The organism is Micromonospora sp. NPDC049044 (assembly GCF_040649215.1).
Classification (GTDB): Bacteria; Actinomycetota; Actinomycetes; order Mycobacteriales; family Micromonosporaceae; genus Micromonospora.
The window spans coordinates 26,664-53,171 of the sequence record NZ_JBEZFA010000030.1 but is presented as its reverse complement, the minus strand read 5'-3'; the positions used below and the strand labels follow the sequence as shown (position 1 = coordinate 53,171).

Sequence of the window (26,508 nt, the reverse complement as noted above, 5' to 3'; positions counted from 1 at the left end):
ACGCCCGGCGTCGCGCCGCGGCCCACACTCCGGCGCCACGCCGGGACCAGCGCCTCAAGATCGTGCTCGATCATGGTTTCTGGGGCCTGCGGGCCACCGCGATGCCACTACATCCTGGATGATGCACGATCTTGCGAGTAGTCGACGCCCGGTCGGGCCCTCGGGCTGATTCCACACCTGTAAGAACCTGAGCGTTCGTGACACGCTGTCCGGCGTGAAAATCTATGCTGATCGCTTTCCGACCGCCGCCCGTCAGTTGCTCACCGACCTGCTCGTCGTCGCCTGGGTGTACGCGGCGGTCCGGGGCGCGCTGTGGCTGCACGACCTGGTGCAGAAGCTCGCCGTACCGGGGCAGAAGTTGGAGGGTGCCGGCGGTGGTCTCGCCGACAACCTCGCCGACGCCGGCGGCAAGGTTCGCCGGGTGCCGTTGGTCGGCGACGAGCTGACCGCGCCCTTCCAGCGGGCCGCCGACGCCGCCCGGGGGCTCGCCGACGCCGGCCGGGACCAGCAGCACCTTGTCGACCAGCTCGCCCTCGCCCTCACCGTCGCGGTGCTGATCTTCCCGCTCGGGCTGGTGCTGTTCGGTTGGTTGCCGCTGCGGCTGCGCTGGATGCGGCGGGCCGGGTCGGCAGCGAAGCTGGCCGCCGGGCCGGCCGGCCGGGACCTGCTCGCCCTGCGGGCATTGGCCACCCAGCCGCTGGGCCAGCTGACCCGGATCGCTCCCGACGTGGCCGAGGCGTGGCGACGCGGCGACGACGCGACAGTCGACGCGCTGGCCGCGCTGGAGCTGCGCCACCTCGGTCTGCGCGGCCGGACCCGCTGACGCCGACGTGCCCGCGATCCCGCACCGCCTCGGTGCGCGCGGCCGGGACCGTTAAGGTCTTCGGGTGTTCTACTTCCTGGTCGTCATCGCCGTCCTGCTGCTCGGCTACGCCGCCGTCCTGATCTCCTTCGTCCGTCGGGGCAAGAAGATCCCGCCCGCGGCCTACCTGGGTCTGGCCGCGCTCAACGGCCTGATCCTGGCGGCGGTGCTGGCCTTCGCGGTCGCCCGCTGACCGGCACCGTCACCACCCGCGCCCCCAGCGGTGGCGCGGGTGACGCCGGGCGGTGCGGTTACGGTTTCGGCGGGATGCGGCGGCGGACGTCCTCGGCGGTGGACGGGCCGGGCGTCCAGCGGGCCACCCAGGGCAGCTCGTCGGACGGGGTGAGCACACCCTCCTCCAGACCCGCGTAGCGGCCGGCGAGGATCCGCTTCGCGGCGGCGGTGTCGACCGAGTCGGTGTTGTCCCAGAGGGCCGAGAACAGGGCGTCCACCCGCACGCGCGCCTGCCGGCAGAACAGGTCCGCCAACTCCACGTTCTCCGGTCGGGTGTCGCGTTCGGCGGCGGCCCGGACAGAGACCGCCGACATCGCGAACAACTCGGCGCCGATGTCCACCACGCGGCCGAGGAACGCCTGCTTACGTTCCATTTTTCCCTGCCAGCGGGACATCGCGTAGAACGTCGACCGGGCCAGCTTGCGCGACGACCGCTCCACCTGCCGCAGGTGGGCGGCGAGCGGCCCGAACTCGGCGTACGCAGACGGGCTCTGCCCCCGGCCCACTGCCAACGTGGGCAGCCACTTCGCGTAGAAGGCACCGGCTCGGGCGCCGGCGCGTGCCTTGCGGCCCAGGCCCGCGTCCGGGTCGATGATGTCGCCGGCCACCGACAGATGGGCGTCGACCGCCTCCCGTGCGATCAGCAGGTGCATGATCTCGGTGGAGCCCTCGAAGATCCGGTTGATGCGCAGGTCACGGAGCACCTGTTCGACGTTTGCCGGGCGTTCGCCGCGGGCGGCCAACGAGTCGGCCGTCTCGTAGCCACGCCCGCCCCGGATCTGGACCAGTTCGTCGGCGATCTTCCAGGCCATCTCGCTGGCGTACAGCTTGACCAGCGCGGCCTCGATCCGGATGTCGTTGCGGTCGTCGTCGGCGAGCAGGCAGCACAGGTCGAGCATGGTCTCCATGCCGTACGTGGTGGCGGCGATGAAGGAGAGCTTCTGCGCCACCGCCTCGTGCGCACCCACCGGTCGGCCCCACTGGACCCGGTCGGCCGACCAGCCCCGGGCCACGTTCAGCGCCCACTTGCCGGCGCCCACGCACATCGCCGGGAGCGACAGCCGGCCGGTGTTCAGCGTGGTCAGGGCGATCTTCAGCCCCTTGCCCTCGCCACCGATGACGTTCTCGGCGGGTACGAACACGTCGTGGAACCGGGTGAGGCTGTTTTCCAGGCCACGCAGGCCGATGAACTCGTTGCGCCGCTCGACGGTGATGCCGGCGCTGTCCCCGTCCACCACGAACGCGGTGATTCCACCGCGCCGCCCCTCGGTGGCCGGCACCCGGGCCATCACCACCAGCAGCGTGGCCACGATGCCGTTGGTGGCCCACAGTTTCACCCCGTTGAGCCGGTAACCGGTGCCGTCCTCGGTCGGCTCGGCGACGGTGGCCAGCCGGGCCGGGTCGGAGCCGACGTCCGGTTCGGTGAGCAGGAACGCGGACACCTCGCCGGCGGCGAGCCGGGGTAGGAAGCGCTGCTTCTGCTCGGCGGTGCCGAACATCTTCAGCGGCTGCGGCACCCCGATCGACTGGTGTGCGGAGAGCAGCGCGCCGATGGCCGGGCTGACCGAACCGGCCAGCATCAGCGCCCGGCAGTAGTGCAGGTTGCTCAGCCCGAGCCCGCCGTACTTCCGGTCGATCTTCATGCCGAACGCGCCGAGGTCGGCCAGCCCGTGGAACACCGAGTCTGGAATGGACGCGTCGCGTTCGATGGCCGCGCCGTCCACCTCGGAGGTGAGGAACGCGCGGAACCGACCGAGGAACTCCTCGGCGCGGGCCATGTCGTCGGGGTCGGACCGTGGCCATGGGTTGATCAGGTCGAGTCGGAGGCGGCCGAGGAACAACTCCTTGCCGAAGCTGGGCCGGTCCCAGGAGGACTCGCGAGCGGCCTCGGCGACCCGCCGGGCCTCCTTCTCGGAGACCTGCCCGGCCTCCGTCGGCAGCGGTGCGGCGGCACCGACGGTCTGCGGTGTGGTTTCGGAATCCGGCCCGTCCGGTGCTTGTCGACCGTCCTGTGTCGTGGTCACGGCTGCCCCCTCGAACCTCGGTGCGGCTGCTCGGTGTGTGCGACTACCGTCACGCTACCCCCGGGTGTTACCCAGGGGTAGCGCTCGGTGGAGAACCGCTCGATCAGCGGCCGGCGACCTCGTCCGGGTCGTCGTCCTCGTCGTCGATGTCGTCCTCACCCCAGCTGCGGCGGGCGAACGGCAGGGCAACCCAGAACGTCAGGAACCAGAGCCCGGTCAGCGCGCTGAGCACGAAGGCGATCGGCCGGTCCAGCACGAAGTCGGTGATCAGCAGCACCGCGCTGACCATGGAGATGAGCATGAAGGCGAGACCGCCGGTGGCCATCCGGTGCGCGAAGCGCACCAGCTCCGGCTTGCGCCCCTGCCGGAACAACGCCCTGTGGAACGCCACCGGCGAAATGATCATCGCGGTGGCGGCGGCCGCCGCGAGCAGCGCGACGATGTAGACGTCCCGCTGGAACTCACTGGTCCGGGTGAACCCGTTGCTGAACGGCAGGGTGAGCAGGAAGGCGAAGAGGATCTGCACGCCCGTCTGTGCGACCCGCAACTCCTGCAACAGGTCGGCGAAATTTCGCTGCCAACGCTGCTTCTCGGTCTCCTTGGACACGCGCTACCTCCGGTGCGACGGTACTGCCGACGGTCCCGGCCGCCGGCAGCAACGCCAATGCCCCACCCGGCTGAGCGCGAAACAAGTTCACGACATCCGCTGTTCATCACCGGTTCACACCGCACCGGCCGGCTGGGTGGATGCCGGACGATGTCGGCCGCCCCAGGGTCAGGACCCGCGTCGGATCCGACCGGCGTACCGGGCCTCCAGCTCCGTGTTGTGCGCGTCGCCGTCCGGGATGTTCGCCGACAGGTAGACCGGTGGCCGTTCCCCCGCCGCCAGCAGCCGGGCCACCACCTCCACAGTCACCTGCTGGGCCAGCAGCGCCGCGGTGATCGAGGAGACCGCGCCGACCGCGCCGCCGCCGGGCAGCGGCAGCGTCGCGTCACCGTACGGAGCACCGTTGTCGAGGACGACGTCGGCGAGGTCGGCGAGCTTGCGCCCGGACGGGTGCCGGGAGGTCATCCGGCCCGAGTGCTGCGCGGAGGTGATCGCCACCAAGGCGTGGCCGCGTTGCTTGACCAGGGTGGCGAACTCCACCATCGCGCCGTTGACCCCGGAGTTCGAGGCGAGCACGAAGACGTCGGCGGGCCGCACCGGCGCCAGCTCGTAGAGCCGGTGCGCGACCGCCGGGTCCCGCTCCAGCAGCGGGCCGAGCCGCTCGGCCGGTTCGCCGCCGATCAGCACCAGGTCACGCAGCGCGATCCGGTTGGTCGGCACCAGCCCTCCGGCCCGGCCGGCGATCTCCATGGCGAGCGCCTCGGAGTGCCCGGTGCCGAACGCGTGCACCACCCCGTCGGCCTGGACGGCGTCGGCGATCAGGTCGGCGGCCCGCCCCACCGCCTCCCGCTGGCTGGCTGCCACCCTGCCGATCGTCTCGGTCACCACGGCCAGGTAGGCCTCGGCACTCACCGTCATGCGTCCTCCGTCGTCCGGTTCTGGTCCAGCCAGCGCACCGCGAAGTCGACAGCCGCGCGCTGGCGCATCAACCTGCCGGTCCCGGTGCCGACCGACCCGGTGCGAACCGCCCCGGTGGCCTCCAGGTCCGCGCCCAACGCGGCGAAGTCGTCCGCGTCGAGCCGGACGTCCTGCCACCACACCCACTCCCGGCCGCCGTCGCCGGTCCGCACCGCGGCGCCGACCCGCTCGCGGGGCGAACCCCGGCGACGGTACTCGGCCAGGTGCAGCGAGGTGCTCACGGAATGGTCCACGCCGAGCAGCAGGATGTCGGCGTCCAGGTCGTAGAGCCGGGCCAGCGGGGAGCTCTCACCGAGCATGTCGGCCAAGCCGTGACCGGCCACCACCTGCTCGGCGGCCGGGCCGAGCGCGGCGAACGACACGTGCGGATGCGAGCTGCGCAGGGCACCGGGCCAGCCGCGAACCGTCTCGGCGACCGCGCCCATGTGCCGGCTCGGGGTCACCGCCGGGTCGAAGCCCGGCATCTCGGCGCGGATCAGCGGCCACCAGTCCATCGGCACCGGCGGTCTGCGCCACTGCGCGGGATCGCTGTTCTCCGGTGTGTGGGTGGGCACGACGATCGTGCCGTCCGGACCGAGCGCGTCACGCAGGGCCAGCACCACCGCGTGCGGACCACCGCTGATGAATCCCAGCGGACGGAGGCCGGCGTGCACCAGCAGCGTCGCGCCGGGGCGTACGCCCAGCAGGCGTAGTTGCGCGGCGATCGAGCGGCGGCTGCCCGGCCCGCTGCCGTCCGTCGTCATGATGGCCCTCCCCTGCTGACCCGCACGACTCAGGCCGTTGCGCTGACTCGGGCCAGGATCGCCTCGGCGAGCGGGCCCGGGGCCGCGTCCGGGATCCAGTGGCTCACACCGGCCAGTTGCACGAAGCGGTAGTCCCCGGTGACGTTCGCCGCACACGCCTCGGCGGCGGTCCGGCCGATGGCGACGTCCCGGCCACTCCAGACGTAGGTGGTGGGCACCGTGACCGGGCCGACGCCGGCCAGGTCGGCGCGGGACATCGCCCGGTACCAGTTCAGGGCGGCGGTGAGCGCCCCCGGCTCGCGCATCGGGGCGGCGTATCGGTCCACCCGCGGTCCGTCGCCCACTCCGCCGAGCAGCTTGCGCAGCGCTGCCGCGTGCCACGCCAGCAGCACCTTCTCCGCCGTGCCCGGCTTGCGGAACAGGGTGATGTACGACGACCGGGCCTTCTGCTGGGCATCGTTTCTCAGGGCGTACGCCATGGCGGCCGGATGCGGCACCGACACCGCGGTCAGCGTGCGGACCCGGTCGGGGCGCCCGGCGGCGACCGCCCAGGCCACTATCGCGCCCCAGTCGTGGCCGACCAGGTGCACGGCGTCCAGCCCCAGGGCGTCGAGCACCGCCACCACGTCGGCGACCAGTTCGGGGATCCGGTAGTCGGCCACCGCCGTCGGCCGCGCGCCGGGCGAGTAGCCGCGCTGGTCCAACGCGTACGTGCGCAGGCCGGCCGCGTGCAGGGCGGGCGCCACGTCGTCCCATTCGCCGCTGTGCTGGGGGAAGCCGTGCAGCAGCAGGACGGGTACGCCGTCCGACGGACCGCCGGCGGTTACCTCGAACGTGAGACCTCGCGCGTCGACCCGCATGATCGTCAGCCTACCCAGCCCGCGTCCGGCTGGCCGCCCGGCGAGCTGCACGGAAGCCCTGCTGGGCCGGCACCCCTTGTCGGTGTTAGCGTCATCGAGACAACTTCACATCCGACAGGGGAGCGCACAGCGCTGAGAGTGCGGGCACGCCCGCAGACCCTCGAACCTGATCTGGGTAATGCCAGCGCAGGGAGTTCGGTCGACCTCCAGCCGCGCCGCCGTCCGGTGCCACCGGACGCGCGGCGTGCGTCTTCTCCTGGTTCGCACGCAGAACTGGGAGCAACACATGAAATCGAGCATCGACACCGGCCGCTGGCGGACCATCGACATCGTGGTCGCCTCGGTGATCGCTGTCGCCTTCGGCGTCATCTTCTGGGCCTGGGGCCTGGTCTGGAGCGCCACCGAGGGTGCGTTCGCGTTCTTCCCACCGGCGCAGACGCTGCTCTACGGCGTGTGGCTGATGCCGGCCGTGATCGGCGGCCTGGTCATCCGCAAGCCCGGCGCGGCGCTCTACTGCGAGACGGTGGCCGCTGTCCTCTCCGCGCTGCTGGGCAGCCAGTGGGCCGGCACGGTGATCCCGCAGGGCATCGTGCAGGGAATCGGCGCCGAGCTGGCGTTCGCCGCCTTCCGCTACCGGTCGTACCGGCTGCCGACGGCGATGCTGGCCGGCGCGCTCACCGGTCTCAGCGCCGCGCTTTTCGACTTCTTCATCTGGAACGTCGACTACGCGTTGGTCGACTACCGCATCCCGTATGCGCTGATCACCATCGTCAGCGCCACCGTGATCGCCGGCGCCGGCGGCTGGCTGCTGACCCAGGCCCTGGCCAGAACCGGTGTCCTGGACCGCTTCCCGGTAGCCCGCGACCGGGCCCTGATCTAACCCGGCCCACTCGTGTCGATCATGAGGTTGACGGGCGGGTGGATCTTCAGAACCACCGTCAACCTCATGATCGACCGTGCAGGGTGGAGCCCGAGGGATGGGAGGGGGTCGGGTGGGCGCGGTGGTCCTGCGCGGGTTCGGGTGGCGGCACGCCGGGCGGCGGGCCTGGGCTCTGCGCGGCGTTGACCTCCGGGTCGAGGCTGGGGAGCGGGTACTGCTGCTGGGGCCCTCCGGGGCCGGTAAGAGCACCCTGCTCAGCGCACTGGCGGGGCTGCTGCCCGACGATTCCGGCGAGCAGGAGGGCATCGTCGAGATCGACGGTCTGGACCCACGCAAAGGACGGGAACGGGTCGGCATCGTCTTCCAGGACCCGGAAACCCAGCTGGTGATGGCGCGCTGCGGCGACGACGTCGCGTTCGGGCTGGAAAACCGTGGCGTACCGACCGACGAGATCTGGCCCCGGGTGGACGAGGCGCTGCACCGGGTCGGCTTTCCGTACCCCCGGGATCGCCGCACCGCCGCCCTCTCCGGCGGCGAGCAGCAACGCCTGGCCCTGGCCGGTGCGCTTGCGCTGCGTCCCGAACTGCTGCTGCTCGACGAGCCGACCGCCAACCTCGATCCGGCCGGGGCCGACCTGGTCCGCCAGGCGGTGGCCGGCGCGCTGCACGCCGACACCACGCTGATCCTGGTCGAGCACCGGGTCGCCGAGGCGCTGCCCCTGGTCGACCGGGTGGTGGTCCTGGAACCGGGCGGCGGGGTGCGGGCGGACGGCACCCCCGATGCGGTCTTCGCCGCCCACGGTGCCGCGCTGGCCGCCGAGGGGGTCTGGGTGCCCGGTCACCCCGTCCCCTCCCGGCCGGCCACCGCCGCGCCGGGCGACCTGTTGCTCACCGCCGACCGGCTCGGCCTGCCGCCCCGGCTGAGCCACACCGACCTTGCGGTACGCGCCGGTGAGGCACTCGCCGTACGCGGACCCAACGGCGCCGGCAAGTCCACCCTGGCGTTGCTGCTCGGCGGGTTGCTCAAGCCGGGCGCCGGACGGGTCACCGCATCCGTCGAGCTGGCCGGCGCCGACCACCGCACTCCCCCGCACCGCTGGCGGGCTCCCGCACTCGCCCGCCGGATCGGGTCGGTCTTCCAGGATCCGGAGCACCAGTTCGTCACAAGCACCGTCTTCGACGAGTTGGCGCTCGGCCCGCGCCGGACCGGTCAACCCGAGACTGCCGTCAAGGAGACAGTGACCGGGCTGCTGGAACGGCTGCGACTGGTCCGCCTCGCCGCGGCCAACCCGTACACCCTCTCCGGCGGGGAGGCGCGGCGGCTGAGCGTGGCGACCGCCCTGGCCACCGCGCCCCGCCTGCTGATCTGCGACGAGCCCACCTTCGGTCAGGACCGGCGGACCTGGCGGGAGCTCGTCGATCTCCTCGCCGACCTCCGCGACGCCGGGCACGGCGTGGTCGCGGTCACCCACGACGCGGACTTCGTGGCCGCGCTCGCCGACCGAACCGTCACCCTGCGACGCGCCCCGGACCACACCCGATGATCACCATCGAGCCGATCGCCGCGCCCGGTGCGCCGTTGGCCCGCCGCAACCCGGTGGCGAAGGTCGCCGCGGCGCTGGTCTTCTCCTTCACCCTGCTCGCCACCCTGGACCCACTGGCTCCGGCGATCGCCATCGCCCTCGAACTCGCCGTGCTGCCGCTGTTCGGCATCGGCTACCTGATGCTGGCCCGGCGGGCCTGGCCGCTGCTGCTCAGCGCCGCCGGCATCCTGGTCACCCTGGTGCTGTTCGCCGCCGACCGGTCCGGCCGGGTCCTCCTGGACGCGGGACCGGTACTGGTGACCACCGGCGTGCTGCTCACCGCCCTCGGGCTGGTGCTGCGCGTCTTCGCGGTGGCCCTGCCCGGTGTGATCGTCTTCGCGACCACCGACCCCACCGACCTGGCCGACGCGTTGATCCAGAACGCCAGGGCGCCAGCCCGGTTCGCCATCGGGGCACTCGCCGCGTTTCGTCTGGTGCCGCTGCTCGGTCAGGAGTGGCAGATGATCAGCATGGCCCGCCGTGCGCGCGGCGTGGACGCGGGACGCAACCCGCTCGCGAAGCTGCGCCTGTTCGCCTCCACCGCGTTCGCGCTGCTCGTCGGGGCGATCCGCCGGGGCACCCGGCTGGCCGTCGCGATGGACGCCCGCGGCTTCGACGCCGGCACGCCCCGGACCGTGGCCCGCCACCAACGCTTCACCCGCGCCGACGCGCTGCTCATCGCCGGGTCCGCCGTGCTGGCCGGCGCCGCCCTCACGACAAGCATCCTGGTCGGCACGTTCCGCCCCCTGATCGGCTGAGCCCTCCGCCGGGCGCCCGCACGACGCCGACTCGCCCGGCACACGCCGCCCGCTGCTCGCCGCCCGCCCGCTGTCCGCAGCCCGCGCCACCCCGCGCGCCGTTCGCCGCCCCGCGCATCCTTCGCCGCCCCGCGCGTCCTTCGCTGTCCTCGGGCAAGATCGGCACAACATCAGGGATGTTGTGGTCTCGTCGGCGACCGAGGCCACTACATCCCTGATGTTGCTGTCACCCTCCGGCGCCTCCAGCGTGATGGGATGGCGCGGATCGGTCAGCTGCGGCGGAAGGCGTAGCGGCGGGTCTGGCCGGCCTGCTGGCCGCGACCGCCGCCGCCCGAGCGGTTGCCGCCACCCTGCGGCGGACCGGCCGTCGGTGCCGGCGGTCGCCCGGCTGTCTTCGGCAGACCTTCCACCGGCGGCGCGTCGACCGCCACCGGCACGTCGACCGGCAACGCCAACGCGTTGTCGACCGCCGCAGGCACGTCGACCGGCAACGCCAACGCGTCCGGGACGGCCGCCGCCGGCAGCGCCGGCTCGATCGGTTCGACGGCGAGGTCGGGGCGGGTGGGCGGGTGCGGGCCGCGTTCGGCCGCCGGGTCGATGCCGAGCGGCGTCGCACGGGGGGTACGGGACTTCTTCGGATTGCGCCTGGCAGGCATCCGGGCCTCCTTCGGTGCCGACCGGCTCGGCCGGTCCCGCGTCTCGGCGGCCGGTCGGATCGGCTGGTGACCGCCGCGGCGCGACGGTCGAACGGGAGAGAGACTGCTCACCGGGGGTCGGGTCGCGCCAGCGCCGCCGAACTGCGGGTGGGATGCGGGACGCCCGGGAGCGCACGGACCGCGACGCGGGGCGGCGGGCCGGCTCGGAGAAGGGGCGTCAGTAGCGCATGCCCGCACACTATCGGCTGGTCGTTCGTCGGCGCAGTCGATTTTCCTGGCACCATCGACGGCATGCTTATCGCGTTCTCGGTAACCCCGCTCGGTGTCGGTGAGTCCGTCGGTGACCTGGTCGCCGAGGCGGTACGCGTTCCGCGACTCGGGCCTGCCCAACCGCACCGACGCCATGTTCACCACGATCGAGGGTGAGTGGGACGAGGTGATGGCGGTCGTCAAGCGGGCGGTCGACGTGGTTGCCGCGCAGGCGCCCCGGGTGAGCGTGGTGCTCAAGGCCGACGTCCGCCCGGGGGTGACGGACGCGCTCACCGCGAAGGTGGCTCATGTGGAGGATCGTCTGGCCCGGCAAAGCTGAGCATCATTTGCCGATAACCGGCTGTCGAGACGACATGCCCACGTTTCGCCGCACCGCGATACGGTCCAAGCACGGAAGTTCGACGGCGAGAGGTGGCGGCACGAATGGCTGAGCAGGCGACGGCGCAGATCGGTGTGACCGGGTTGGCGGTGATGGGCCGGAATCTGGCCCGCAACCTGGCCCGCAACGGCTTCACGGTGGCGGTGCACAACCGGACGCCGGCGCGTACCCGGAGCCTGATCGCCGAGCACGGCGACGAGGGCACGTTCGTGCCCGGCGAGACGATGGCTGACTTCGTGGCGTCGCTGGAACGGCCCCGCGCGGTGATCGTGATGGTCAAGGCGGGTGCGCCCACCGACGCGGTGATCGACGAGTTGGTGCCGCTGCTGGAGGAGGGCGACATCATCGTCGACTGCGGCAACGCCCACTTCGCCGACACCCGTCGTCGGGAGGAGGCGCTGCGCGCGCAGGGGCTGCACTTCAGTGGCACCGGCGTCTCCGGTGGCGAGGAGGGCGCGCTGCTCGGGCCGAGCATCATGCCCGGCGGCTCCGCCGAGTCGTATGCCAAGCTCGGGCCGATGTTCGAGAAGATCGCCGCCCAGGTGGACGGCGTGTCGTGCTGCATGCACGTCGGTCCGGACGGCGCCGGGCACTTCGTCAAGATGGTGCACAACGGCATCGAGTACGCCGACATGCAGCTCATCGCCGAGGCGTACGACCTGCTCCGGGCCGGTCTGGGCGCGAAGCCGGCGGAGATCGCGGAGATCTTCCGCGACTGGAACGGCGGCGAGTTGGAGTCGTTCCTCATCGAGATCACCGCCGATGTGCTCGCGCACACCGACGCGGCGACGGGCCGTCCGTTCGTCGACATCGTGCAGGACCGGGCCGAGCAGAAGGGCACCGGCCGCTGGACCGTGCAGAGCGCCCTTGACCTGGGCATTCCGATCACCGGGATCGCCGAGGCGACCTTCGCCCGCTCGCTCTCCGGGCACGTCGACCAGCGCGAGGCGGCCCGGCGGGCGTTCCCGGACTCGGGTGAGCAGTGGCAGGTCGCCGACCGGGACGCGTTCGTCGAGGACGTCCGCCGGGCGCTGCTCGCTTCCAAGATCGTCGCGTACGCGCAGGGCTTCGACCACATCCGCGCCGGCAGCCAGGAGTTCGACTGGGACATCGACCTCGGCGGCACGGCCACGATCTGGCGGGGCGGCTGCATCATCCGAGCCCGCTTCCTGGACCGGATCCGCGAGGCGTACGACGAGAAGCCTGACCTGCCGACGCTGCTGGTGGCGCCGTACTTCGCCGAGGCCGTCGCCGCTGGCGTGCCGAGCTGGCGGCGGGTGGTGGCCGACGCGACCAGGGCGGGTGTGCCGACGCCGGCGTTCTCCTCGTCGTTGGCGTATTTCGACGCGCTGCGCGCCGAGCGCCTGCCCGCCGCGTTGATCCAGGGCCTGCGGGACAATTTCGGCGCGCACACCTACCAGCGGGTGGACCGCGAGGGCTCGTTCCACACCACCTGGGCCGGCGACAAGACCGAGTCCCCGGCGTAAACAACCCAGGGCCGACGGCCCGCACCGCAACCCACGGCCCACGGCCCACGGCCCACGGCCCACGGCCCACGGCCCACGGCCCACGGCCCACGGCAAGATCGTGCTCGATCCCTGATGTAGTGGCCTCCCGATGATGGGAGGCCACTACATCCATGTTGCGGCACGATCATGGGAGACGGCGCGGCACGGGAGACGGCGGATGCGCGGGCGCCCGTCAGTTGATCGTGGCGTGCATCTCCCAGACGAGGATCTCGGCCGGTTCGTCGGCGGTGACCCGCCGGCCGCCGGTCATGGTGAGGCGAGCCGCGTCGCCGGTGCCGAGCGGGCCACTGCCCTCCAGGGTCACCGTGCCGTTGGGCACGTAGACGTGCACGTACGGCGCGTCGGGGATGGTGACCTCCGCACCGGGGGTGAGCCGGGCGGCGTGCAGGGTCGCGTACCGGTTGCGGATCCGGATCGCGGACGCACCGTCGTAGCGGTCCATCCCGGAGGCGATCGGCACCAGGCCGCCCCGGAGGAGTTCGTCCTCGATCTCCAGCTGCTCGTAGCCGGGGTCGACGCCCTGTTCGTCGGGGAGCACCCACATCTGCACGAAGTGGACCGGGTCGGTGTGCGGTTCCTGGTTGTCGAGTCGCCAGGCGTCGTTCTTCTCCGAGTGCAGGATGCCGGTGCCGGCGCTCATCCGCTGAGCCAGGCCCGGGTAGATCACCCCGGAGTGGCCGGTGGAGTCCTGGTGTACCAGGGAGCCGCGCAGCACCCAGGTGATGATCTCCATGTCCTGGTGCGGGTGGGTCTCGAAGCCGGCCCCCGGGCGCACCACGTCGTCGTTGTTGACAAGCAGCAGACCGTGGTGGGTGTTGGCCGGGTCGTAGTGCCGGGAGAACGAGAACGAGTGCTTGGAGTCCAGCCAGGAGATCCGGGTGGCGAAGCGGTCGTCGGCGCGACGCACGTCGACCGAGGGCGCGGGAGCGGTCACCAGGCACTCCGCGTGGTGTCGGGGGTGGTGGGCGCCCAGGTCAGGGCCGGCTCGCCGGTGGCCAGTTCGGCGATCTCACCGGTGCGCAGCTGCGGCGTGTGCCCGAACTCGGCGCAGTGCTGCTCGGCGATCTCGGCACAGATGTCGGCCGCCTGCGCACAGATCGGCTCGCCCAGATCCGCGGCGTTCAACGCCATGATCATTTTGTACCGGAGATCCCGCACAGCCACCCCCACCGCTGTCGTCCCGCCACCTTCGGACCCTACCCGGCCCAATCCCCCGCCACCCCAAAACACCGAGCCCACCAAACCCAGCCCCACCCCCGCACCCCACCGTCCACCGCCCACCGCCCACCGCCCACCGCCCACCGCCCACCGCCCACCGCCCACCGCCGTCGATCATGGAGTTGTGGTGGCGAACAAAAGTCGTAAAAGCCCCTGATTCGGCCACCACGACTCCATGATCGACGGGGAAAGGGGTGGGGCGGGGGGTGCGGGGTGGGGGGTGGGGGGTGGGGCGGGGAGACGGGAGGCGCCGCCCGCGCGGGGGTGCGGGCGGCGCCTGAGGTCGAGGGGTCAGAAAATCCGGCGTCGCCTGGCCTTCTGGGGACGCATGAAGTCCGCGCCCTTGGTGAGCAGCCGGGTCATCCCGGAGGGACCACGTCGGGCCTCCAGGGTGTGGCTGAGCCGGCGTGCACCGGCAGCCGCCAGGGGTACCGCGACCGCCATCACCGCCCACTGGGCAATGCGCTTCTGGATCATGTGGGTTCACCTCCGTCAGTGGCTTCTGACAAGGGTGATACCCAGAGTGACGGGAGCGTAAGCGCGTCGGCTCAGATCACCGGGGCGACCGGGTTGGGCAGCGCCCCGCCGAAGCGGCGGTCGCGCTGCGCGTACAACTCGCACGCATACCAGAGGTGGCGGCGGTCGAAGTCGGGCCAGAGCGTGTCCAGGAAGACCAGCTCGGCGTACGCGGACTGCCAGAGCATGAAGTTGGAGATCCGTTCCTCCCCCGACGGGCGCAGGAACAGGTCCACCTCCGGGATCTCCGGGTGGTAGAGGTACTTGGCCACGGTCTTCTCGTTGACCTTGGCGGGATCCAGCCGGCCGGCCGCCACGTCGCGGGCGATCGCGGCAGCCGCGTCGCCGATCTCGGCCTGCCCGCCGTAGTTGACGCAGAACTGCAGGGTCAACGTCGAGTTGTCCCGGGACATCTCCTCGGCCGTCTGCAACTCGGAGATCACGCTCTTCCACAACCGGCCGGACCGACCCGACCAGACCACTCGGACGCCGAGGTCGACCAGCTGGTCACGGCGACGACGGATCACGTCCCGGTTGAACCCCATCAGGAACCGGACCTCGTCGGGCGAGCGCCGCCAGTTCTCGGTGGAGAACGCGTACGCCGACAGGTACGGGATGCCCATCTCGATCGCGCCCTCGATGGTGTCGAAGAGGCTGTGCTCCCCCGCCTCGTGCCCCTTGGTGCGGGCCAGCCCGCGGTCCTTGGCCCAGCGACCGTTGCCATCCATCACCACCGCCACGTGCTTCGGCACCGCCTCGGTGGGCAGCGCCGGCGGCCGGGCGCCGGACGGGTGCGGTGTCGGTGGCGTCGGCTCGCGCCGGCCAGCCTTCTTCGATCGGATCACTTGGTCACTCCCTGTTCGCGCCGTCCGCCCCGGCCTCGACGTCGCCATGTGGCCGGAGCACCACGACCCCGGTGCCGTCCGGCGGCGAGGCCGTGCCGGCCGCCGAGGGACCCCGGTCGACCAGCGGCAGCGAGCGTAGCGCGCGTTCCAGGTGCCATTGCAGGTGAGCCGCGACCAGGCCGCTGCACTCCCGGCGTACCCCGGTGTCGGTGGCGTCGGCGAGCACCCAGTCGCCGGTGGTGAGCGCGGACATCAGGTCGATGGTGGCCGGCGCGGGGTGGGCCGCGCCGGGTGGCCGGCAGTCCGGGCAGACCGCGCCGCCGGCCGGCACGGAGAAGGCCCGATGCCGCCCGGGGGTGCCACAGACCGCGCAGGCGATCAGCGCCGGCGCCCAGCCGGCGAGGGCCATCCCGCGCAGCAGGTACGCGTCGAGCACCAGGGTGGTGGCGTGCTCGCCCCGGGACAGCGCCTTCAGCGCGCCCACTGTGAGCTGGAACAGCCGCAGCGACGGCTCCCGCTCGACCGGGGTCAGCCGCTCGGCGGTCTCGGCGATCGCGCTGGCCGCCGTGTAGCGGGGATAATCCCCGAGGAACCGCTTGCCGTAGAGGTCGATGCCCTCGACCTGGCTGACGGTGTGCAGTGAGCTGCCGTGGTTGCCCTTCGGGTCACCGGCGAGTTGCAGGTCGACGTGGCCGAACGGCTCCAGCCGGGCGCCGAACTTGCTTGTGGTGCGGCGGATCCCTCGGGCCACCGCGCGCAGCCGGCCGTGCCGGCGGGTCAGCAGGGTGATGATCCGATCGGACTCGCCGAGCTTTTGCACACGCAGCACCACCGCGTCGTCGCGGTAGAGCTGTCGGCGGTACCCGGCCATCGGGCCATTCTCCCTCGGGGTGTGAAATCAGGGTCGGTTCGGGGTGGATGCGCGGACGAACCCCGATGTGCCCGGCTCGGCACCGGCCGTAGCGTGCTGGCCATGGCAACGCAATCCACCACCGACGCCCGCCGTCGTCGTGCCGCCGCCCCCATCGCCCTGGGACTGGCAACCGCCCTCATCGTGCTCGCCGGGTGCGACAACCTGGCCATGCGCCGGCTCGACTACGACGACACCGAGTCCGTGAAGATCACCACCATCAGGGTGCTGCCGGGCGCCGGCGACCTGATCGTCCGGGGCACCGCCGCCGCCGGGGAGGCGCGGATCAAGCGGGTGGTGCGCTACCAGGGCGGCGAGCCCCGGGCCCGGTACGAGATCAAGGGCAGCGAGCTGGTGCTGGACACCGACTGCGGCGACCGGTGCAGCGTCTCCTACGAGGTGGCAGTGCCGGAGGGCGTCGCCGTTGAGGGCGAGTCCGGCTCCGGCGATGTCGAGCTGAGCCGGATCGGCGCGGTGGACCTGCGGCTGGGTTCCGGTGACGTCCGGGTCAACGGCGCCTCCGGCACGGTCGGGGTGGAGACCGGGTCCGGGAACATCGACGTGAGCGAGGCCAGCGGGACGATCCGCCTGCGCGCCGGCTCGGGGGACATCACGGCGCGCCGGCTCGGTGGCGCGACGGACGCCGAGGCCGGCTCCGGCAATGTCACAGTCGAGCTGGAAAAGCCCACCTCGGCCCGGGCGCACGCCTCCAGCGGCGACGTCACGATGCTGGTGCCGCCAGGCAGCTACCAGGTGCGCTCCAGCACCGGTTCCGGCGACGCGAGGATCACCGTCACGCACGACCCGGCCGCCACCGACGTGCTCGACGGCTCGGCCGGCAGCGGCGACGTCACGATCGTCCAGCGCTGACGTCGCTCCGTGCCGCCGCAGCCCGCTGCGGCGGCACCACCGCCCGCCCGGGGGTGGCCCCGGCCGGCTGCTCGCCGGGACGGTCGCTGCGCTCGGTGTCGGGACGGTCGCGGCGCACGGTATCGGGACGGTCGCGGCGCTCGGCGTCGGGCTGGCCGGCCAGCTCGGTGGCCTGGACCGGGCCGCCGGGGATCAGCTCCGGGCGGCGACGGGCGGCGACGTCCTCGACCCAACCGACGGCCAGGGTGACCAGCCCGACCAGCGCGAAGACCAGCACCACCCGGATGGCCAGTCCCACCGGGTCCTGATGGGACCAACCGACCACGTCGACAAGCGGAGTGAGCGCCACCACGAACGGCATGTGCCAGAGATAGATGGTGAGTGCCCGCCGGTTGACCACTGTCACCACCCGGTCGGCCAGCCGGCTTCGGCCCAGCCAGGCCACCCCGGCGGGCGCTCGACCCAGCACGATCAGGATGAACGCGGCCGACCAGAGCGCGTTGCCGAGGTGGTTGTCGTTGAGGTCGTACCCGCGCGGGCCGGGATGCCCGACGATCCAGGTGCCGCCGGCCACCGCGAGCGCGAGCGCCGCCGGGTACAGCACCCGACCGGCGAGCCGGCGCAGCATCCCGGCGTGGTGGGCGAAGCCGAGCAGCCACGCTCCGAAGTAGAGCCCGAACTCGCGCAGCATCGGAGGCGCCGGGTAGATCCCCACCTCGATCGCCACCAGCAGGAGGTACGGGGCGAGCAGAGTGAGCAGCGGGGCACGCCGGAACAGCCAGAACGCGACAGGTGAGGCGAGCACGAACCACAGGTAGTCGCGCAGGTACCAGATGATGCTCAGCGCCAGGGCGCCCCAGTTGTTGGCCGGCGGGTCGGCGACCGGTAACAGCCACAGCAGCACCCGAGGGCTCATCGGCATCCCGCTGAGCAGCATGGCCGGCACGAAGACCACAGCGAGCACCCACAACGACGGCAGCAGCCGCCGCAGCCGCCGCCCGACCGCCACCGGCCCGGATCGGGTCAGGGACGCGGCCATCAGCGAGCCGGCCAGTGCGAACATCACCGACATGGCGGGGAAGACGAGGGTGAGGGTCGCCCAACCCGTGACGTGGTAGACGACAACTCGAACGATGGCCAGGAAACGGAGCAGATCGAGATACCGGTTGCGCATCAGCCTGCATCTGGGTCGGGGACGCCGGGCGTAACTCCCCTACCCTGCGCGGTGCTCGCGCGAAACAGTCACCACCCCCGGCCAAACGTGAGTCTTTCCACCCAGCTGACCGAAGATGATCATGAGGTTGCCCGGCATGCGGCCACTTAACCGCGATGACCCGATGGGCGAGGTGACGCGGCAGGCGCTCGGGTGGCGCGGCAACCCCGGCTCCACCGGGGCCCGTTTCCGGCCTGTCGACGGGCGTCCGCTCAGGCGAGGCATCCGCCGTGCGGCAGCGCACCGACCGCCTGCGGCTGCCCGGCGCTCCGACCACCTCCGTCGAGGTGGCCCACCACGCAGCCGGCGCCTGCCCGTACCGCGTAGACGATGGCGTGCCGGGGTGCGGGATCCGCCGGTCCGGCGGGCCGTACCACGATGTCGGTGAAGCCGGCGGCGGTGAGCGCCCGCTGGATCCGGTCGGCGGTCTGCTCGGGGCTGCCCGTGGCCGGAAACATCCGCCGGCGGGCCTCCTGCGCCAGGCACTCCTGGCTGACGGGCTCGGCACACTCCAGCGTCACCCGGCCGACTGCCGCGGCGACGGCAGCTGCCGCGGTCTCCGCCTCGGCGCGCTGCCCGGAGGTGAGGTTGCCGCGGCGGAGCTTGTCGTCCGTAACCCGCTGGCAGTACGCAAGGGAGTCGTCCCCGCCAGCCGGGCCAGCCCCGGCGCAGAGGACGGCAGAGGACGTGTCGACCGGAGCAGGTGGGTCGAGATCACTCTGCCTCGGTGCCGGCACCGAGGCGGTGGACCCGCCGCGTGGCGCCGAGGCCTGCGACCCACAGGCCGTGAGTGCCAGGCCGGCAAGCACGAGCCCTACCAACGCGGCCCAGGCGGGGCCGGTGACCGTAGCCTGTGGGTGCACCGCGGCAGCGTAACCGGTCGCGGTTCGGCCGGCGGCCCCGCAACCACAGTGAGGGACGATGACTGAACCACTGGACAGCGTGACGGCGCTGCTGGCGCCAGCTCACCGCGTCATCATCGTCGCGGGCGCGGCAGCCGAGTTTCTGGACCTGCCCGGCCGGGCCAGCGCACTGTGCTACGTCGGCGACGACGTCCTTTACCTGATGAGCGCTTCGGGTTCCTATCACCGCGCGCGAATAGTGCTCGAGTCGTGGGCCGCCGCCCCGCCGGACGACCGGCCGGACGTGGACGCTCAGCAGCAGGTGACACTGGCACTGAGCGACGGCACCGTGCACGTCTCCGGCATGTTGGAGTTCCAGGCCAGCCCGATCCTGACCCTCGGTCCGCCGGGCCGCTACCACGCCCGGGTCGAGGTCACCGGGCGTGCCGAGCTGCGCCGCGTCGAAGCCCGACCGGGCCACCCCACCCCCATCACGGACGTGGAACGGTTCCTGGTCCGCTTCTGGGCCGAATCATGAGGTACGGCGGTGCCCCACCCGCACCGACCGGACCGGATCACCCGCCCGGTAGGCGCTTGTGGATCAGAAACCCAGCTTGCGCAGCTGCTTCGGGTCGCGCTGCCAGTCCTTCGCGACGCGCACGTGCAGGTCGAGATAGACCCGGCTGCCCAGCAGCTCCTCGATCTGCCGGCGGGCGTTCGTGCCGACCTCCTTGAGCCGGCTCGCCTTGTGCCCGAGCACGATGGCCTTCTGGCTGGGCCGCTCCACGTACAGGTCGGCGTAGATCTTCATGACCTGACCCTCGGGGATCATCTCCTCCACCACCACGGCGATGGAGTGCGGCAGCTCGTCGCGGACCCCCTCCAGGGCGGCCTCCCGGATCAGCTCCGCGACGAGCACCTGCTCGGGATCGTCGGTCAGCATGTCGTCCGGGTAGAGCTGCGGCGACGGCGGAAGATATTTGGTCATCACGTCGACAAGGGTGTCCACCTGGTGCCCGGCGACCGCGCTCACCGGCACGATCTCGGCGAACTCCCCCAGTTGGCTCACCGCGAGCAACTGCTCCGCCAGGCGACGCTTGTCGACCAGGTCGGTCTTGGTGACCACCGCCAGTACCGTCGCCTTCAACTCGGCCAGCTCACCGGTGATGAACCGATCGCCGCGGCCCACCGGCTCGTCGGCCGGGATACAAAGGCCGATCACGTCGACCTCCGTCCAGGTGGACCGGACCAGGTCGTTGAGGCGCTCGCCGAGCAGCGTACGGGGGCGGTGCAGGCCCGGGGTGTCGACAAGGACCAGCTGCGACTCCGGTCGGTGCAGCACGGCCCGGATGACGTGCCGGGTGGTCTGCGGCTTGTTCGAGGTGATCGCGATCTTGGTGCCGACGATGGCGTTGGTGAGTGTCGACTTGCCGGCGTTGGGCCGGCCGACGAAGCAGCCGAAACCGGCCCGGTACGGCCGCGTCTCCGGATCCCGCACCGGGCTCACTCGGCCACCGTGCCGAGGACGGTGCCGTCCGGGGCGGCCACGTGGATCGGCGCATCCGCCGCGAGGTCACGAACTGCGGCATGCCCGGCGCCGTCCAGGGTCGACGCCTCGGTCACCACCACCGCGGCCTCCAGCCGACTCGCCCCGGCCGCCACCGCCGACGCGACTGCCAACTGCAACGCGGTGAGCGTCAGCGAGGGCAGCGCGACACTCGCCGCCGCGTACGTCCGGCCATCCTGATCTCGGACCGCGGCACCCTCCACGGCGGCGACCCGGGCACGGGCTCCCCGGGCCAGGACGACGAGCTTGGCGTCCTCGGCGCTCAGGGGTGCCGGGGCACCGGGGGCGGACCGAGCGGCGGGCACGGCGGGTGTGTCAGGCATCGGCGGATTGCCTCTCGTCGTCTCGGTGGTTGTCTGTGTCGTCCCCGGGGCCGGCGTGCTCGCCGCGCCCCGTGCTGTCCTGCTCCTGGCCCGGCTCCACCCGGTGCACCAGGACTGTGTCGATCCGGTTGCGCCGGCCGGTGGTGCCCTCGGCGAGCAGCCGAAGCCCGGCGACCTCGGCCTCCGCGCCGGGGATCGGCACTCGTCCCAGCGACTGGGCCAGCAGGCCGCCGACCGTCTCCACCTCGTCAGTGGGCAACTCGGTGTCGAACAACTCGCCCAGGGTCTCCACCGGCAGGCGGGCGGTCACCCGCACCGAGGAGTCCGTCAGACGTTCGACGGGTGGGCGTTCGACATCGTACTCGTCGGTGATTTCCCCGACGATCTCCTCCAGGATGTCCTCGATGGTGACCAGACCGCCGGTGCCGCCGTACTCGTCGACGACGATGACCAGGTGGTTGCGGGCCGCCTGCATCTCCGACAGCAGGTCGTCGACCGGCTTGGACTCCGGCACGAAGGTCGCCGGGCGCATCAGCTCGGCCACCGGCAACTGTTCGGCTGCCGGGTCGCCACCACGGGAGCGCCGGATCAGGTCCTTGAGGTAGAGCACACCGAGCACGTCGTCGACGCTCTCGCCGATCACCGGGATGCGGGAGAAACCCGAACGCAGGAAGAGCACCAGCGCCTGCGCGAGCGTCTTGCCCTCCTCGATCCACACCATCTCCGTACGCGGGACCATCACCTCACGGGCGATGGTGTCACCGAGTGCGAAGACCGAATGGATCATCTGGCGTTCGCCGTGCTCGACCACGCCGCGCTGCTCGGCCAGGTCGACAAGCTCCCGCAACTCGACCTGGCTGGCGAACGGCCCCTCCCGGAAGCCGCGCCCCGGCGTGACCGCGTTGCCGATCAGGATCAGCAACGAGGCGAGCGGGTTGAGCGCCCGGCCCAGCCAGCGGACCAGCGGCGCCACCGCGCGACCCACGGCGTACGCGTGTTGCCGGCCGATGGTGCGCGGCGCGACGCCGACCACCACGAAGCTGACCACTGTCATCGCGCCGGCGGTCACCAACGCGGCCCGCCAGCCGGCGCCGAAGCTGTCCACCGCGACCAGCGCCACCAGAGTGGTGGCGGTCAGCTCGGCGAGCAGCCGCAACAGCAGGAGCAGGTTGAGGTGCCGGACGACGTCGCCGGCCACGGTCTGCAGGGTGCGGGCGCCCCGCACCCCGTCGCGGGCCAGCTCGGCGGCCCGCGCCGGCGAGACCGCGGCGAGCGCCGCCTCGGTCATCGCGATCAGGCCGGCCAGCACCACCAGGCCGGCCGCGAAGACGATCAGCTGCAGGTCGGGCAGGCCGGCGGTGGCACCGGCCGCAAGTAACGGAGGAGTGGACATCACTGGGTGCGGGTCGACCGCCAGCTGGACAGCAGACGCGCCTGGAGGGCGAACATCTCCCGTTCCTCCTCCGGCTCGGCGTGGTCGTAGCCGAGCAGGTGCAGGACTCCGTGCACGGTGAGCAGGTGCAGCTCGTCGGCGGGGGTGTGCCCGGCGGTCGCCGCCTGCTTGGCCGCGACCTCGGGGCAGAGCACGATGTCGCCGAGCAGGGCGGGCTCACCACTGGCCGGCGCGGACTCCCCCGGGCCGTGGTCGACGCTGCCCTCGTCCATGGGGAAGGCGAGCACGTCGGTCGGACCGTCGCCACCCATCCAGCGATGGTTCAGCTCGGTCATGTACGCGATGTCGACAAGCAGCACGGACAGCTCGGCGAGGGGGTTGACCCCCATCTCGTCGAGGGCGTGCCGGGCGACGGCGAGCACGGCATCGGTGTCAACCTCGACACCGGACTCGTTGGCGATCTCGATGGACAACTGCTTTCCTCTGCTTTAGCGGCGGCGGCCGGCCCGGCCGCCCTGGGCGGGTCGCCCGGGCACGGCGTGGACGCCCTGCGCCTGCTGGTTCTCCCGCTCGGCGTCCCAGCGGGCGTACGCGTCGACGATCTCCCCCACCAGCCGGTGGCGGACCACGTCGGAGCTGGACAACTGGGAGAAGTGCACGTCGTCGACGTTTTCCAGGATCTCCCGCACGACCCGCAGGCCGCTGCTGGTCCCGCCCGGGAGGTCCACCTGGGTGATGTCACCGGTCACGACGATCTTGGAGTTGAAGCCGAGCCGGGTGAGGAACATCTTCATCTGCTCGGGCGTCGTGTTCTGGGCCTCGTCCAGGATGATGAACGCGTCGGAGAGCGTCCTGCCCCGCATGTACGCCAGCGGGGCCACCTCGATCGTCCCCTGGGCCATCAGCTTCGGGATCGTCTCCGGGTCGAGCATCTCGTGCAGCGCGTCGTAGAGCGGGCGCAGGTACGGGTCGATCTTGTCGTTGAGCGTGCCGGGCAGGAAGCCCAGTCGCTCCCCCGCCTCCACCGCCGGCCGGGTCAGGATGATCCGGTTGACCTGCTTGGCCTGCAACGCCTGGACGGCCTTCGCCATCGCCAGGTAGGTCTTACCGGTGCCGGCCGGGCCGATGCCGAAGACGATGGTGTTCGAGTCGATCGCGTCGACGTAACGCTTCTGGCCGAGCGTCTTGGGGCGGATGGTGCGCCCGCGACGGGAGAGGATGTTGAGCGTCAGAACCTCGGCGGGCCGCTCGGCGCTGCCCTGCTCGAGCATGCCGACGGTACGCCGGACGGCGTCAGTGGTCAGGGTCTCGCCTTTCTCGATGAGTTCGAGCAGCTCACTGAAGACCCGCTCGGCGAGGGCGTTGTCCGCGGGGTCACCGGTGATGGTGATCTCGTTGCCGCGAACGTGCACGTCACTGCTGACCGAGCGTTCGACGAGCCGGAGAATCTCGTCGCCTGCGCCGAGCAGATTGACCATGATCTTCGGGTCGGGCACGGTGATCCTGGTCTGCACCCGGGGCGGGCCGGGAGGTGGGGTGCCGGTCATAGGTTGGGCCGAAGGGCCCTGCGCACCTGCTCTCGATCTCGGCGCCGGCCCTGCTGGCACGGCGTGCGGACGTTACACCCATCGTATCTGTTGAACGTGGGCCGCACCGCGCCCATTTCCGCTGGCCGCGATCAACTCCCGGTCCGGAAGTCGTACCTGTCGAAGGTCTCCTGGTGACGGGTGAACCGGTACGTCGCCCAGTGCATCCGGACCACCGCGCCGGCCTCGTCCCGGGTCAGCCGCAGCAGCTCACCGGCCTCCCGCCCGGAGACCGTGCGGAACACGTCCGGCTGGTCCGGCAGTGCTGTGAAGATCGCCGGCGGACGTCCGGCCGGGTCGCCGGCCCCGCGCGCCCGCAGGGTGCCGTCGTGCCAGGAGAAGACGTACTCGAAGCCCTCGCCCCACCACCGGCCGAGCACTCCCCGCAGGGCCGCCGGAGCTGGCGGGCCGGGCTGCCACGGCTCGACCTCGGCCGGGTCGTGCTCGACCGCCTCCGCGAGCAGCCGGTGCGGCAAATCGAGCACCTCGGTCGCCGTCCCGGAGGAGCCGAGCACCGCGGCACCCATCGCGCCGGCCGTGCCGTCACCTCCGCGCCGGCCGTACACGGCGGCGAGGAAACCGGGCATCGCCCCGTCGTGCCCCACGTGCACCACGCGTTCGCCCTGCGGGATGAGGATCAGCCCGAGACCGAAGCCCGCGCCCCAGAGGGTCTCGTCGGTGGTGGTCACCGGCCAGCGCATCTCGTCGAGCGTGCTGGGGGCGAGGACCGCGCCGGCCGGGTCCAGGGCGGCCGGGTCGGCGAGGAAGGCGGCCCAGCGGGCCATGTCGGTGGCGGTGCTCCAGAGCTGGGCGGCCGGGCCCACAGCGCCGAAGTCGGTGGGCGGCTCCGGGTGTGCCTCGTCGGAGTACGCGTCGACCAGGAACCCGGTGGCCGCCGTCGGCCGAGGGGTCACGCCGGTGTCGGCCAGCCCCAGCGGGGTCAGGACCCGGTCGGCGAGCGACTGCGCCCAACTCTCACCGCGCAGCCGGGCGACAAGTTGACCGAGTACGGCCATGCCGAGGTTGGAGTAGTGGAACCGCCGGGCCGTCGGCAGCACCCGCTCGGCCCGGTCCAGCTCGGCCACCAGTTGGTCGTCGTCCGGCGCGCGCAGGCTGTCCCAGACATCACCGAACGGCTCGCGTTGCAGGCCAGCGGTGTGCGACAACAACCGGCGGACGGTCAGTTCGCCGTGGGCGGGGAGGTCCAGGTGCCGGCCCACCGGATCGTCCAGGTCCAGCAGCCCGTCGTCGCGGCACTGCAGGACCAGCACCGCGGTGAACGTCTTGGTGACCGAGCCGATCCGGAACTGGGTGCCCGGTTGCAACGGGCTGTCGGTGCCGGTCGCGCCGACGGTGCAGCTCCACAGCGGTCGGTCGGCCCGGTGCAGCGCCGCCGACACCGCGGGCACCCGGGCGTCGGCCTGCACCCGGCGGACCAGCCGACCCAGGCGCTCGTCCAGCCGGGCGTCGAACCCCGGACCCGCGCTCACGCCACCGCTCCACGTCGCCGCACGCGGCGCGGTAGTGCCACGCCGAGCCGTCCGGTCCGCCCGCTCACGCCAGGTTCCGGGCGAGCATCGGGCCGAGCGGCGCGCCACCGAGCAGGTGCGCGTGCACGTGGAACACTTCCTGCCCGCCGTACGCGCCGGTGTTGAACATCAACCGGAAGCCGTCGCCGAGCAGGCCCTCGTCCTCGGCCACCGCGGCGGACGTCGCCAGCACGTCGGCGGCCAGCGCCGGGTCACCCTGGGCGAGCGTCGCGACGTCGGCGTAGTGCTCCTTCGGAATGACAAGGACGTGCACCGGCGCCTTCGGGTCGATGTCACGGAACGCGAGCGTGGTGTCGGTCTCCCGGACCACGGTGGCCGGGATCTCCCCGGCGACGATGCGGCAGAACAGGCAGTCGGATCCCATCGGGGCAGTGTAAGGACTAACGGGCCGGTGCCGCTCCGGCGCAGCATGGGCCTGTTCGCAAGGGCCCCCGTGAACGCCTGCGGTAGTCGGAAGGGGCCCTTCCGACACCTCGGTCGGGGCTGGGGCAGGATGGCCGGCATGACGGATCGGGCGGTACTGGTGACCGGGGCCTCACGCGGGATCGGCCGGGCGGTGGCGACGGCGTTCGCGGCCGGTGGTGACCGGGTGGCGATCCACCACCGCGACTCGGCCGACGCGGCCGAGGAGCTGCGCACGCAACTGCCCGGCACCGGACACGTGGTGGTCCGCGCCGACCTCACCGACCCGGCTGCGGTCCGGACCATGGTCGACCGGGCCGCCGAACTGCTCGGCGGGTTGGACGTGCTTGTCAACAACGCCGGGACGTACGGCGACCGGGACGACCCGCATCCGATCTTCGGCGCCTCGTACGAGCAGTGGCAGCAGCGCTGGCAGCAGGTGCTGGCGACCAACCTGACCGGCGCCGGCAACGTCATCTGGTGCGCCGCGCAGCACATGCGGGAACGCGGCGGGCGGATCGTCAACGTCTCGTCCCGGGGCGCGTTCCGGGGCGAGCCGCACCAGCCGGCGTACGGCGCCAGCAAGGCGGGGCTGAACGCGCTGGGCCAGTCCCTCGCCGTGGCGCTCGCCCCGTACGGCATCGCGGTCGCCACCGTCGCGCCGGGCTTCGTGGCGACCGACATGGTCACCGATTACCTGCGCGGTCCGGAGGGTGCGGCGATCCGGGCGCAGAGCCCGTTCGACAGGGTGGGCCAACCGGAGGAGATCGCCGCCGCCGTGCACTGGCTCGCCTCCCCGCAGGCCGAGTGGGCCTCCGGCACGATCGTCGACCTCAACGGCGCCTCCTACCTGCGCAGCTGATCCCGCACCCGGCGGCAGATCACCTGGTCGATCAGGTGGCTGGCGGCAC

The 26,508-nt window shown here is 72.1% G+C and carries 29 protein-coding genes, 1 pseudogene and 1 riboswitch; of the genes and pseudogenes, 10 read left to right on the top strand and 20 right to left on the bottom strand.

The genetic code is table 11. From position 1 onward, the window contains the following. Positions 1-214 precede the first annotated feature (214 nt). Together AB0B85_RS23415 and AB0B85_RS23410 are read left to right on the top strand one after the other, a co-directional pair. On the top strand, positions 215-823 hold the full coding sequence (locus tag AB0B85_RS23415; protein WP_357410635.1) for a hypothetical protein: 609 nt from the start codon (positions 215-217) through the stop codon (positions 821-823). Between the two features lie 64 nt (positions 824-887). Then, the gene (locus AB0B85_RS23410) at positions 888-1,055 is read left to right on the top strand and encodes a hypothetical protein (protein WP_357410633.1); all 168 of its coding nucleotides are present in this window, start codon (positions 888-890) and stop codon (positions 1,053-1,055) included. A gap of 58 nt (positions 1,056-1,113) precedes the next feature. On the opposite strand, the gene AB0B85_RS23405 is transcribed toward AB0B85_RS23410, so the two are convergent. The 5 genes from AB0B85_RS23405 to AB0B85_RS23385 form a co-directional block, all read right to left on the bottom strand. Beyond that, positions 1,114-3,120, bottom strand: coding sequence for an acyl-CoA dehydrogenase family protein (locus AB0B85_RS23405; RefSeq protein WP_357410631.1), 2,007 nt, complete (start codon positions 3,118-3,120; stop codon positions 1,114-1,116). 103 nt (positions 3,121-3,223) lie between these two features. Then, entirely contained in the window at positions 3,224-3,727 is a 504-nt protein-coding gene (locus AB0B85_RS23400) for a DUF6328 family protein (RefSeq protein WP_357410629.1), read from the bottom strand. A gap of 168 nt (positions 3,728-3,895) precedes the next feature. Next, positions 3,896-4,645, bottom strand: coding sequence for an SIS domain-containing protein (locus AB0B85_RS23395; RefSeq protein WP_357410627.1), 750 nt, complete (start codon positions 4,643-4,645; stop codon positions 3,896-3,898). Beyond that, positions 4,642-5,448, bottom strand: a complete 807-nt coding sequence (locus tag AB0B85_RS23390; RefSeq protein ID WP_357410625.1) for an AAC(3) family N-acetyltransferase — start codon at positions 5,446-5,448, stop codon at positions 4,642-4,644. The genes AB0B85_RS23395 and AB0B85_RS23390 overlap by 4 nt, the downstream gene beginning before the upstream one ends. Positions 5,449-5,477: 29 nt before the next feature. Continuing rightward, on the bottom strand, positions 5,478-6,308 hold the full coding sequence (locus tag AB0B85_RS23385; protein ID WP_357410623.1) for an alpha/beta fold hydrolase: 831 nt from the start codon (positions 6,306-6,308) through the stop codon (positions 5,478-5,480). 106 nt (positions 6,309-6,414) lie between these two features. Beyond that, a riboswitch (TPP riboswitch) is annotated at positions 6,415-6,519 on the top strand. 75 nt (positions 6,520-6,594) lie between these two features. Here AB0B85_RS23385 and AB0B85_RS23380 point away from each other — a divergent pair. From AB0B85_RS23380 to AB0B85_RS23370, 3 genes are all read left to right on the top strand, one after another. After that, positions 6,595-7,188, top strand: coding sequence for an ECF transporter S component (locus AB0B85_RS23380; RefSeq protein ID WP_357410621.1), 594 nt, complete (start codon positions 6,595-6,597; stop codon positions 7,186-7,188). Between the two features lie 112 nt (positions 7,189-7,300). Then, positions 7,301-8,731: an ABC transporter ATP-binding protein gene (locus AB0B85_RS23375; protein WP_357410619.1), complete on the top strand. Its 1,431-nt coding sequence runs from the start codon at positions 7,301-7,303 to the stop codon at positions 8,729-8,731. Next, a complete protein-coding gene (locus AB0B85_RS23370; protein ID WP_357410617.1) occupies positions 8,728-9,528 on the top strand; it encodes an energy-coupling factor transporter transmembrane component T in 801 nt (266 codons plus the stop codon). Before AB0B85_RS23375 ends, AB0B85_RS23370 begins: the two co-directional genes overlap by 4 nt. Before the next feature lie 269 nt (positions 9,529-9,797). On the opposite strand, the gene AB0B85_RS23365 is transcribed toward AB0B85_RS23370, so the two are convergent. Further along, positions 9,798-10,184 (bottom strand): hypothetical protein, encoded by a 387-nt coding sequence (locus tag AB0B85_RS23365; RefSeq protein WP_357410615.1) that lies wholly within the window; start codon positions 10,182-10,184, stop codon positions 9,798-9,800. Between the two features lie 291 nt (positions 10,185-10,475). On the opposite strand from AB0B85_RS23365, the pseudogene AB0B85_RS23360 reads away from it, so the two are divergent. Then, positions 10,476-10,773: pseudogene (locus AB0B85_RS23360) on the top strand (MTH1187 family thiamine-binding protein). A gap of 104 nt (positions 10,774-10,877) precedes the next feature. Continuing rightward, the gene (gene gndA / locus AB0B85_RS23355; protein WP_357410613.1) at positions 10,878-12,320 is read left to right on the top strand and encodes an NADP-dependent phosphogluconate dehydrogenase; all 1,443 of its coding nucleotides are present in this window, start codon (positions 10,878-10,880) and stop codon (positions 12,318-12,320) included. A gap of 214 nt (positions 12,321-12,534) precedes the next feature. Here gndA and AB0B85_RS23350 read toward each other — a convergent pair whose 3' ends face one another. The 5 genes from AB0B85_RS23350 to recO all read right to left on the bottom strand — a co-directional run bounded on the left by AB0B85_RS23350 (position 12,535) and on the right by recO (position 15,812). Beyond that, the gene (locus AB0B85_RS23350; protein WP_357410611.1) at positions 12,535-13,296 is read right to left on the bottom strand and encodes a pirin family protein; all 762 of its coding nucleotides are present in this window, start codon (positions 13,294-13,296) and stop codon (positions 12,535-12,537) included. Further along, entirely contained in the window at positions 13,293-13,493 is a 201-nt protein-coding gene (locus AB0B85_RS23345; protein ID WP_357410609.1) for a thioredoxin reductase, read from the bottom strand. The genes AB0B85_RS23350 and AB0B85_RS23345 overlap by 4 nt, the downstream gene beginning before the upstream one ends. Before the next feature lie 378 nt (positions 13,494-13,871). Beyond that, positions 13,872-14,057 (bottom strand): hypothetical protein, encoded by a 186-nt coding sequence (locus AB0B85_RS23340; protein ID WP_357410607.1) that lies wholly within the window; start codon positions 14,055-14,057, stop codon positions 13,872-13,874. Between the two features lie 71 nt (positions 14,058-14,128). Further along, entirely contained in the window at positions 14,129-14,941 is an 813-nt protein-coding gene (locus tag AB0B85_RS23335) for an isoprenyl transferase (RefSeq protein ID WP_357410605.1), read from the bottom strand. Positions 14,942-14,945: 4 nt separating this feature from the next. Then, positions 14,946-15,812 carry a DNA repair protein RecO gene (recO, locus tag AB0B85_RS23330; RefSeq protein ID WP_357410603.1) on the bottom strand — a complete coding sequence of 289 codons (867 nt, stop codon included), beginning with the start codon at positions 15,810-15,812 and terminating at the stop codon, positions 14,946-14,948. Positions 15,813-15,914: 102 nt separating this feature from the next. Between recO and AB0B85_RS23325 the strand changes: the two genes are divergently transcribed. Next, positions 15,915-16,721 (top strand): DUF4097 family beta strand repeat-containing protein, encoded by an 807-nt coding sequence (locus tag AB0B85_RS23325; protein ID WP_357410601.1) that lies wholly within the window; start codon positions 15,915-15,917, stop codon positions 16,719-16,721. Here the strand turns inward: AB0B85_RS23325 and AB0B85_RS23320 are convergent. Together AB0B85_RS23320 and AB0B85_RS23315 are read right to left on the bottom strand one after the other, a co-directional pair. Next, positions 16,702-17,895, bottom strand: coding sequence for an acyltransferase (locus AB0B85_RS23320; RefSeq protein WP_357410599.1), 1,194 nt, complete (start codon positions 17,893-17,895; stop codon positions 16,702-16,704). The two genes, AB0B85_RS23325 and AB0B85_RS23320, sit on opposite strands and share 20 nt — an antisense overlap. 251 nt (positions 17,896-18,146) lie before the next feature. Beyond that, complete coding sequence (locus AB0B85_RS23315; protein ID WP_357410597.1) at positions 18,147-18,797, bottom strand: hypothetical protein; 651 nt, start codon at positions 18,795-18,797, stop codon at positions 18,147-18,149. A gap of 58 nt (positions 18,798-18,855) precedes the next feature. Between AB0B85_RS23315 and AB0B85_RS23310 the strand changes: the two genes are divergently transcribed. Beyond that, the gene (locus AB0B85_RS23310; protein ID WP_357410595.1) at positions 18,856-19,314 is read left to right on the top strand and encodes a hypothetical protein; all 459 of its coding nucleotides are present in this window, start codon (positions 18,856-18,858) and stop codon (positions 19,312-19,314) included. A 63-nt stretch (positions 19,315-19,377) separates the two neighbouring features. Here the strand turns inward: AB0B85_RS23310 and era are convergent, their stop codons facing one another. The 7 genes from era to AB0B85_RS23275 form a co-directional block, all read right to left on the bottom strand. Next, positions 19,378-20,283, bottom strand: coding sequence for a GTPase Era (gene era, locus AB0B85_RS23305; protein ID WP_357410593.1), 906 nt, complete (start codon positions 20,281-20,283; stop codon positions 19,378-19,380). Next, positions 20,280-20,666, bottom strand: a complete 387-nt coding sequence (locus AB0B85_RS23300) for a cytidine deaminase (RefSeq protein WP_357410591.1) — start codon at positions 20,664-20,666, stop codon at positions 20,280-20,282. Before AB0B85_RS23300 ends, era begins: the two co-directional genes overlap by 4 nt. Further along, entirely contained in the window at positions 20,659-22,083 is a 1,425-nt protein-coding gene (locus AB0B85_RS23295; protein WP_357410705.1) for a hemolysin family protein, read from the bottom strand. Before AB0B85_RS23295 ends, AB0B85_RS23300 begins: the two co-directional genes overlap by 8 nt. Beyond that, positions 22,059-22,532, bottom strand: a complete 474-nt coding sequence (ybeY, locus tag AB0B85_RS23290) for an rRNA maturation RNase YbeY (protein WP_357410589.1) — start codon at positions 22,530-22,532, stop codon at positions 22,059-22,061. Before ybeY ends, AB0B85_RS23295 begins: the two co-directional genes overlap by 25 nt. Before the next feature lie 15 nt (positions 22,533-22,547). Further along, complete coding sequence (locus AB0B85_RS23285) at positions 22,548-23,606, bottom strand: PhoH family protein (protein ID WP_357410587.1); 1,059 nt, start codon at positions 23,604-23,606, stop codon at positions 22,548-22,550. Between the two features lie 131 nt (positions 23,607-23,737). Next, entirely contained in the window at positions 23,738-25,135 is a 1,398-nt protein-coding gene (locus AB0B85_RS23280) for a serine hydrolase domain-containing protein (protein ID WP_357410585.1), read from the bottom strand. 64 nt (positions 25,136-25,199) lie between these two features. After that, positions 25,200-25,559 carry a histidine triad nucleotide-binding protein gene (locus AB0B85_RS23275; protein ID WP_124774517.1) on the bottom strand — a complete coding sequence of 120 codons (360 nt, stop codon included), beginning with the start codon at positions 25,557-25,559 and terminating at the stop codon, positions 25,200-25,202. 138 nt (positions 25,560-25,697) lie between these two features. Here AB0B85_RS23275 and AB0B85_RS23270 point away from each other — a divergent pair, with 138 nt between their 5' ends. Beyond that, positions 25,698-26,459: an SDR family oxidoreductase gene (locus AB0B85_RS23270; protein ID WP_357410583.1), complete on the top strand. Its 762-nt coding sequence runs from the start codon at positions 25,698-25,700 to the stop codon at positions 26,457-26,459. The last annotated feature ends 49 nt before the right edge of the window (positions 26,460-26,508 follow it).

What these genes read in the sequence shown, in the direction of transcription:
- AB0B85_RS23385 (WP_357410623.1), bottom strand. Translation starts at nt 6,308, where the DNA reads ATGCGGGTCGACGCGCGAGGTCTCACGTTCGAGGTAACCGCCGGCGGT.
- AB0B85_RS23285 (WP_357410587.1), bottom strand. Translation starts at nt 23,606, where the DNA reads ATGACCGGCACCCCACCTCCCGGCCCGCCCCGGGTGCAGACCAGGATC.
- AB0B85_RS23370 (WP_357410617.1), top strand. Translation starts at nt 8,728, where the DNA reads ATGATCACCATCGAGCCGATCGCCGCGCCCGGTGCGCCGTTGGCCCGC.
- AB0B85_RS23365 (WP_357410615.1), bottom strand. Translation starts at nt 10,184, where the DNA reads ATGCCTGCCAGGCGCAATCCGAAGAAGTCCCGTACCCCCCGTGCGACG.
- recO (WP_357410603.1), bottom strand. Translation starts at nt 15,812, where the DNA reads ATGGCCGGGTACCGCCGACAGCTCTACCGCGACGACGCGGTGGTGCTG.
- AB0B85_RS23380 (WP_357410621.1), top strand. Translation starts at nt 6,595, where the DNA reads ATGAAATCGAGCATCGACACCGGCCGCTGGCGGACCATCGACATCGTG.
- AB0B85_RS23300 (WP_357410591.1), bottom strand. Translation starts at nt 20,666, where the DNA reads ATGCCTGACACACCCGCCGTGCCCGCCGCTCGGTCCGCCCCCGGTGCC.
- AB0B85_RS23270 (WP_357410583.1), top strand. Translation starts at nt 25,698, where the DNA reads ATGACGGATCGGGCGGTACTGGTGACCGGGGCCTCACGCGGGATCGGC.
- AB0B85_RS23325 (WP_357410601.1), top strand. Translation starts at nt 15,915, where the DNA reads ATGGCAACGCAATCCACCACCGACGCCCGCCGTCGTCGTGCCGCCGCC.
- AB0B85_RS23345 (WP_357410609.1), bottom strand. Translation starts at nt 13,493, where the DNA reads ATGGCGTTGAACGCCGCGGATCTGGGCGAGCCGATCTGTGCGCAGGCG.
- AB0B85_RS23390 (WP_357410625.1), bottom strand. Translation starts at nt 5,448, where the DNA reads ATGACGACGGACGGCAGCGGGCCGGGCAGCCGCCGCTCGATCGCCGCG.
- AB0B85_RS23340 (WP_357410607.1), bottom strand. Translation starts at nt 14,057, where the DNA reads ATGATCCAGAAGCGCATTGCCCAGTGGGCGGTGATGGCGGTCGCGGTA.
- AB0B85_RS23395 (WP_357410627.1), bottom strand. Translation starts at nt 4,645, where the DNA reads ATGACGGTGAGTGCCGAGGCCTACCTGGCCGTGGTGACCGAGACGATC.
- AB0B85_RS23320 (WP_357410599.1), bottom strand. Translation starts at nt 17,895, where the DNA reads ATGCGCAACCGGTATCTCGATCTGCTCCGTTTCCTGGCCATCGTTCGA.
- AB0B85_RS23310 (WP_357410595.1), top strand. Translation starts at nt 18,856, where the DNA reads ATGACTGAACCACTGGACAGCGTGACGGCGCTGCTGGCGCCAGCTCAC.
- gndA (WP_357410613.1), top strand. Translation starts at nt 10,878, where the DNA reads ATGGCTGAGCAGGCGACGGCGCAGATCGGTGTGACCGGGTTGGCGGTG.
- AB0B85_RS23275 (WP_124774517.1), bottom strand. Translation starts at nt 25,559, where the DNA reads ATGGGATCCGACTGCCTGTTCTGCCGCATCGTCGCCGGGGAGATCCCG.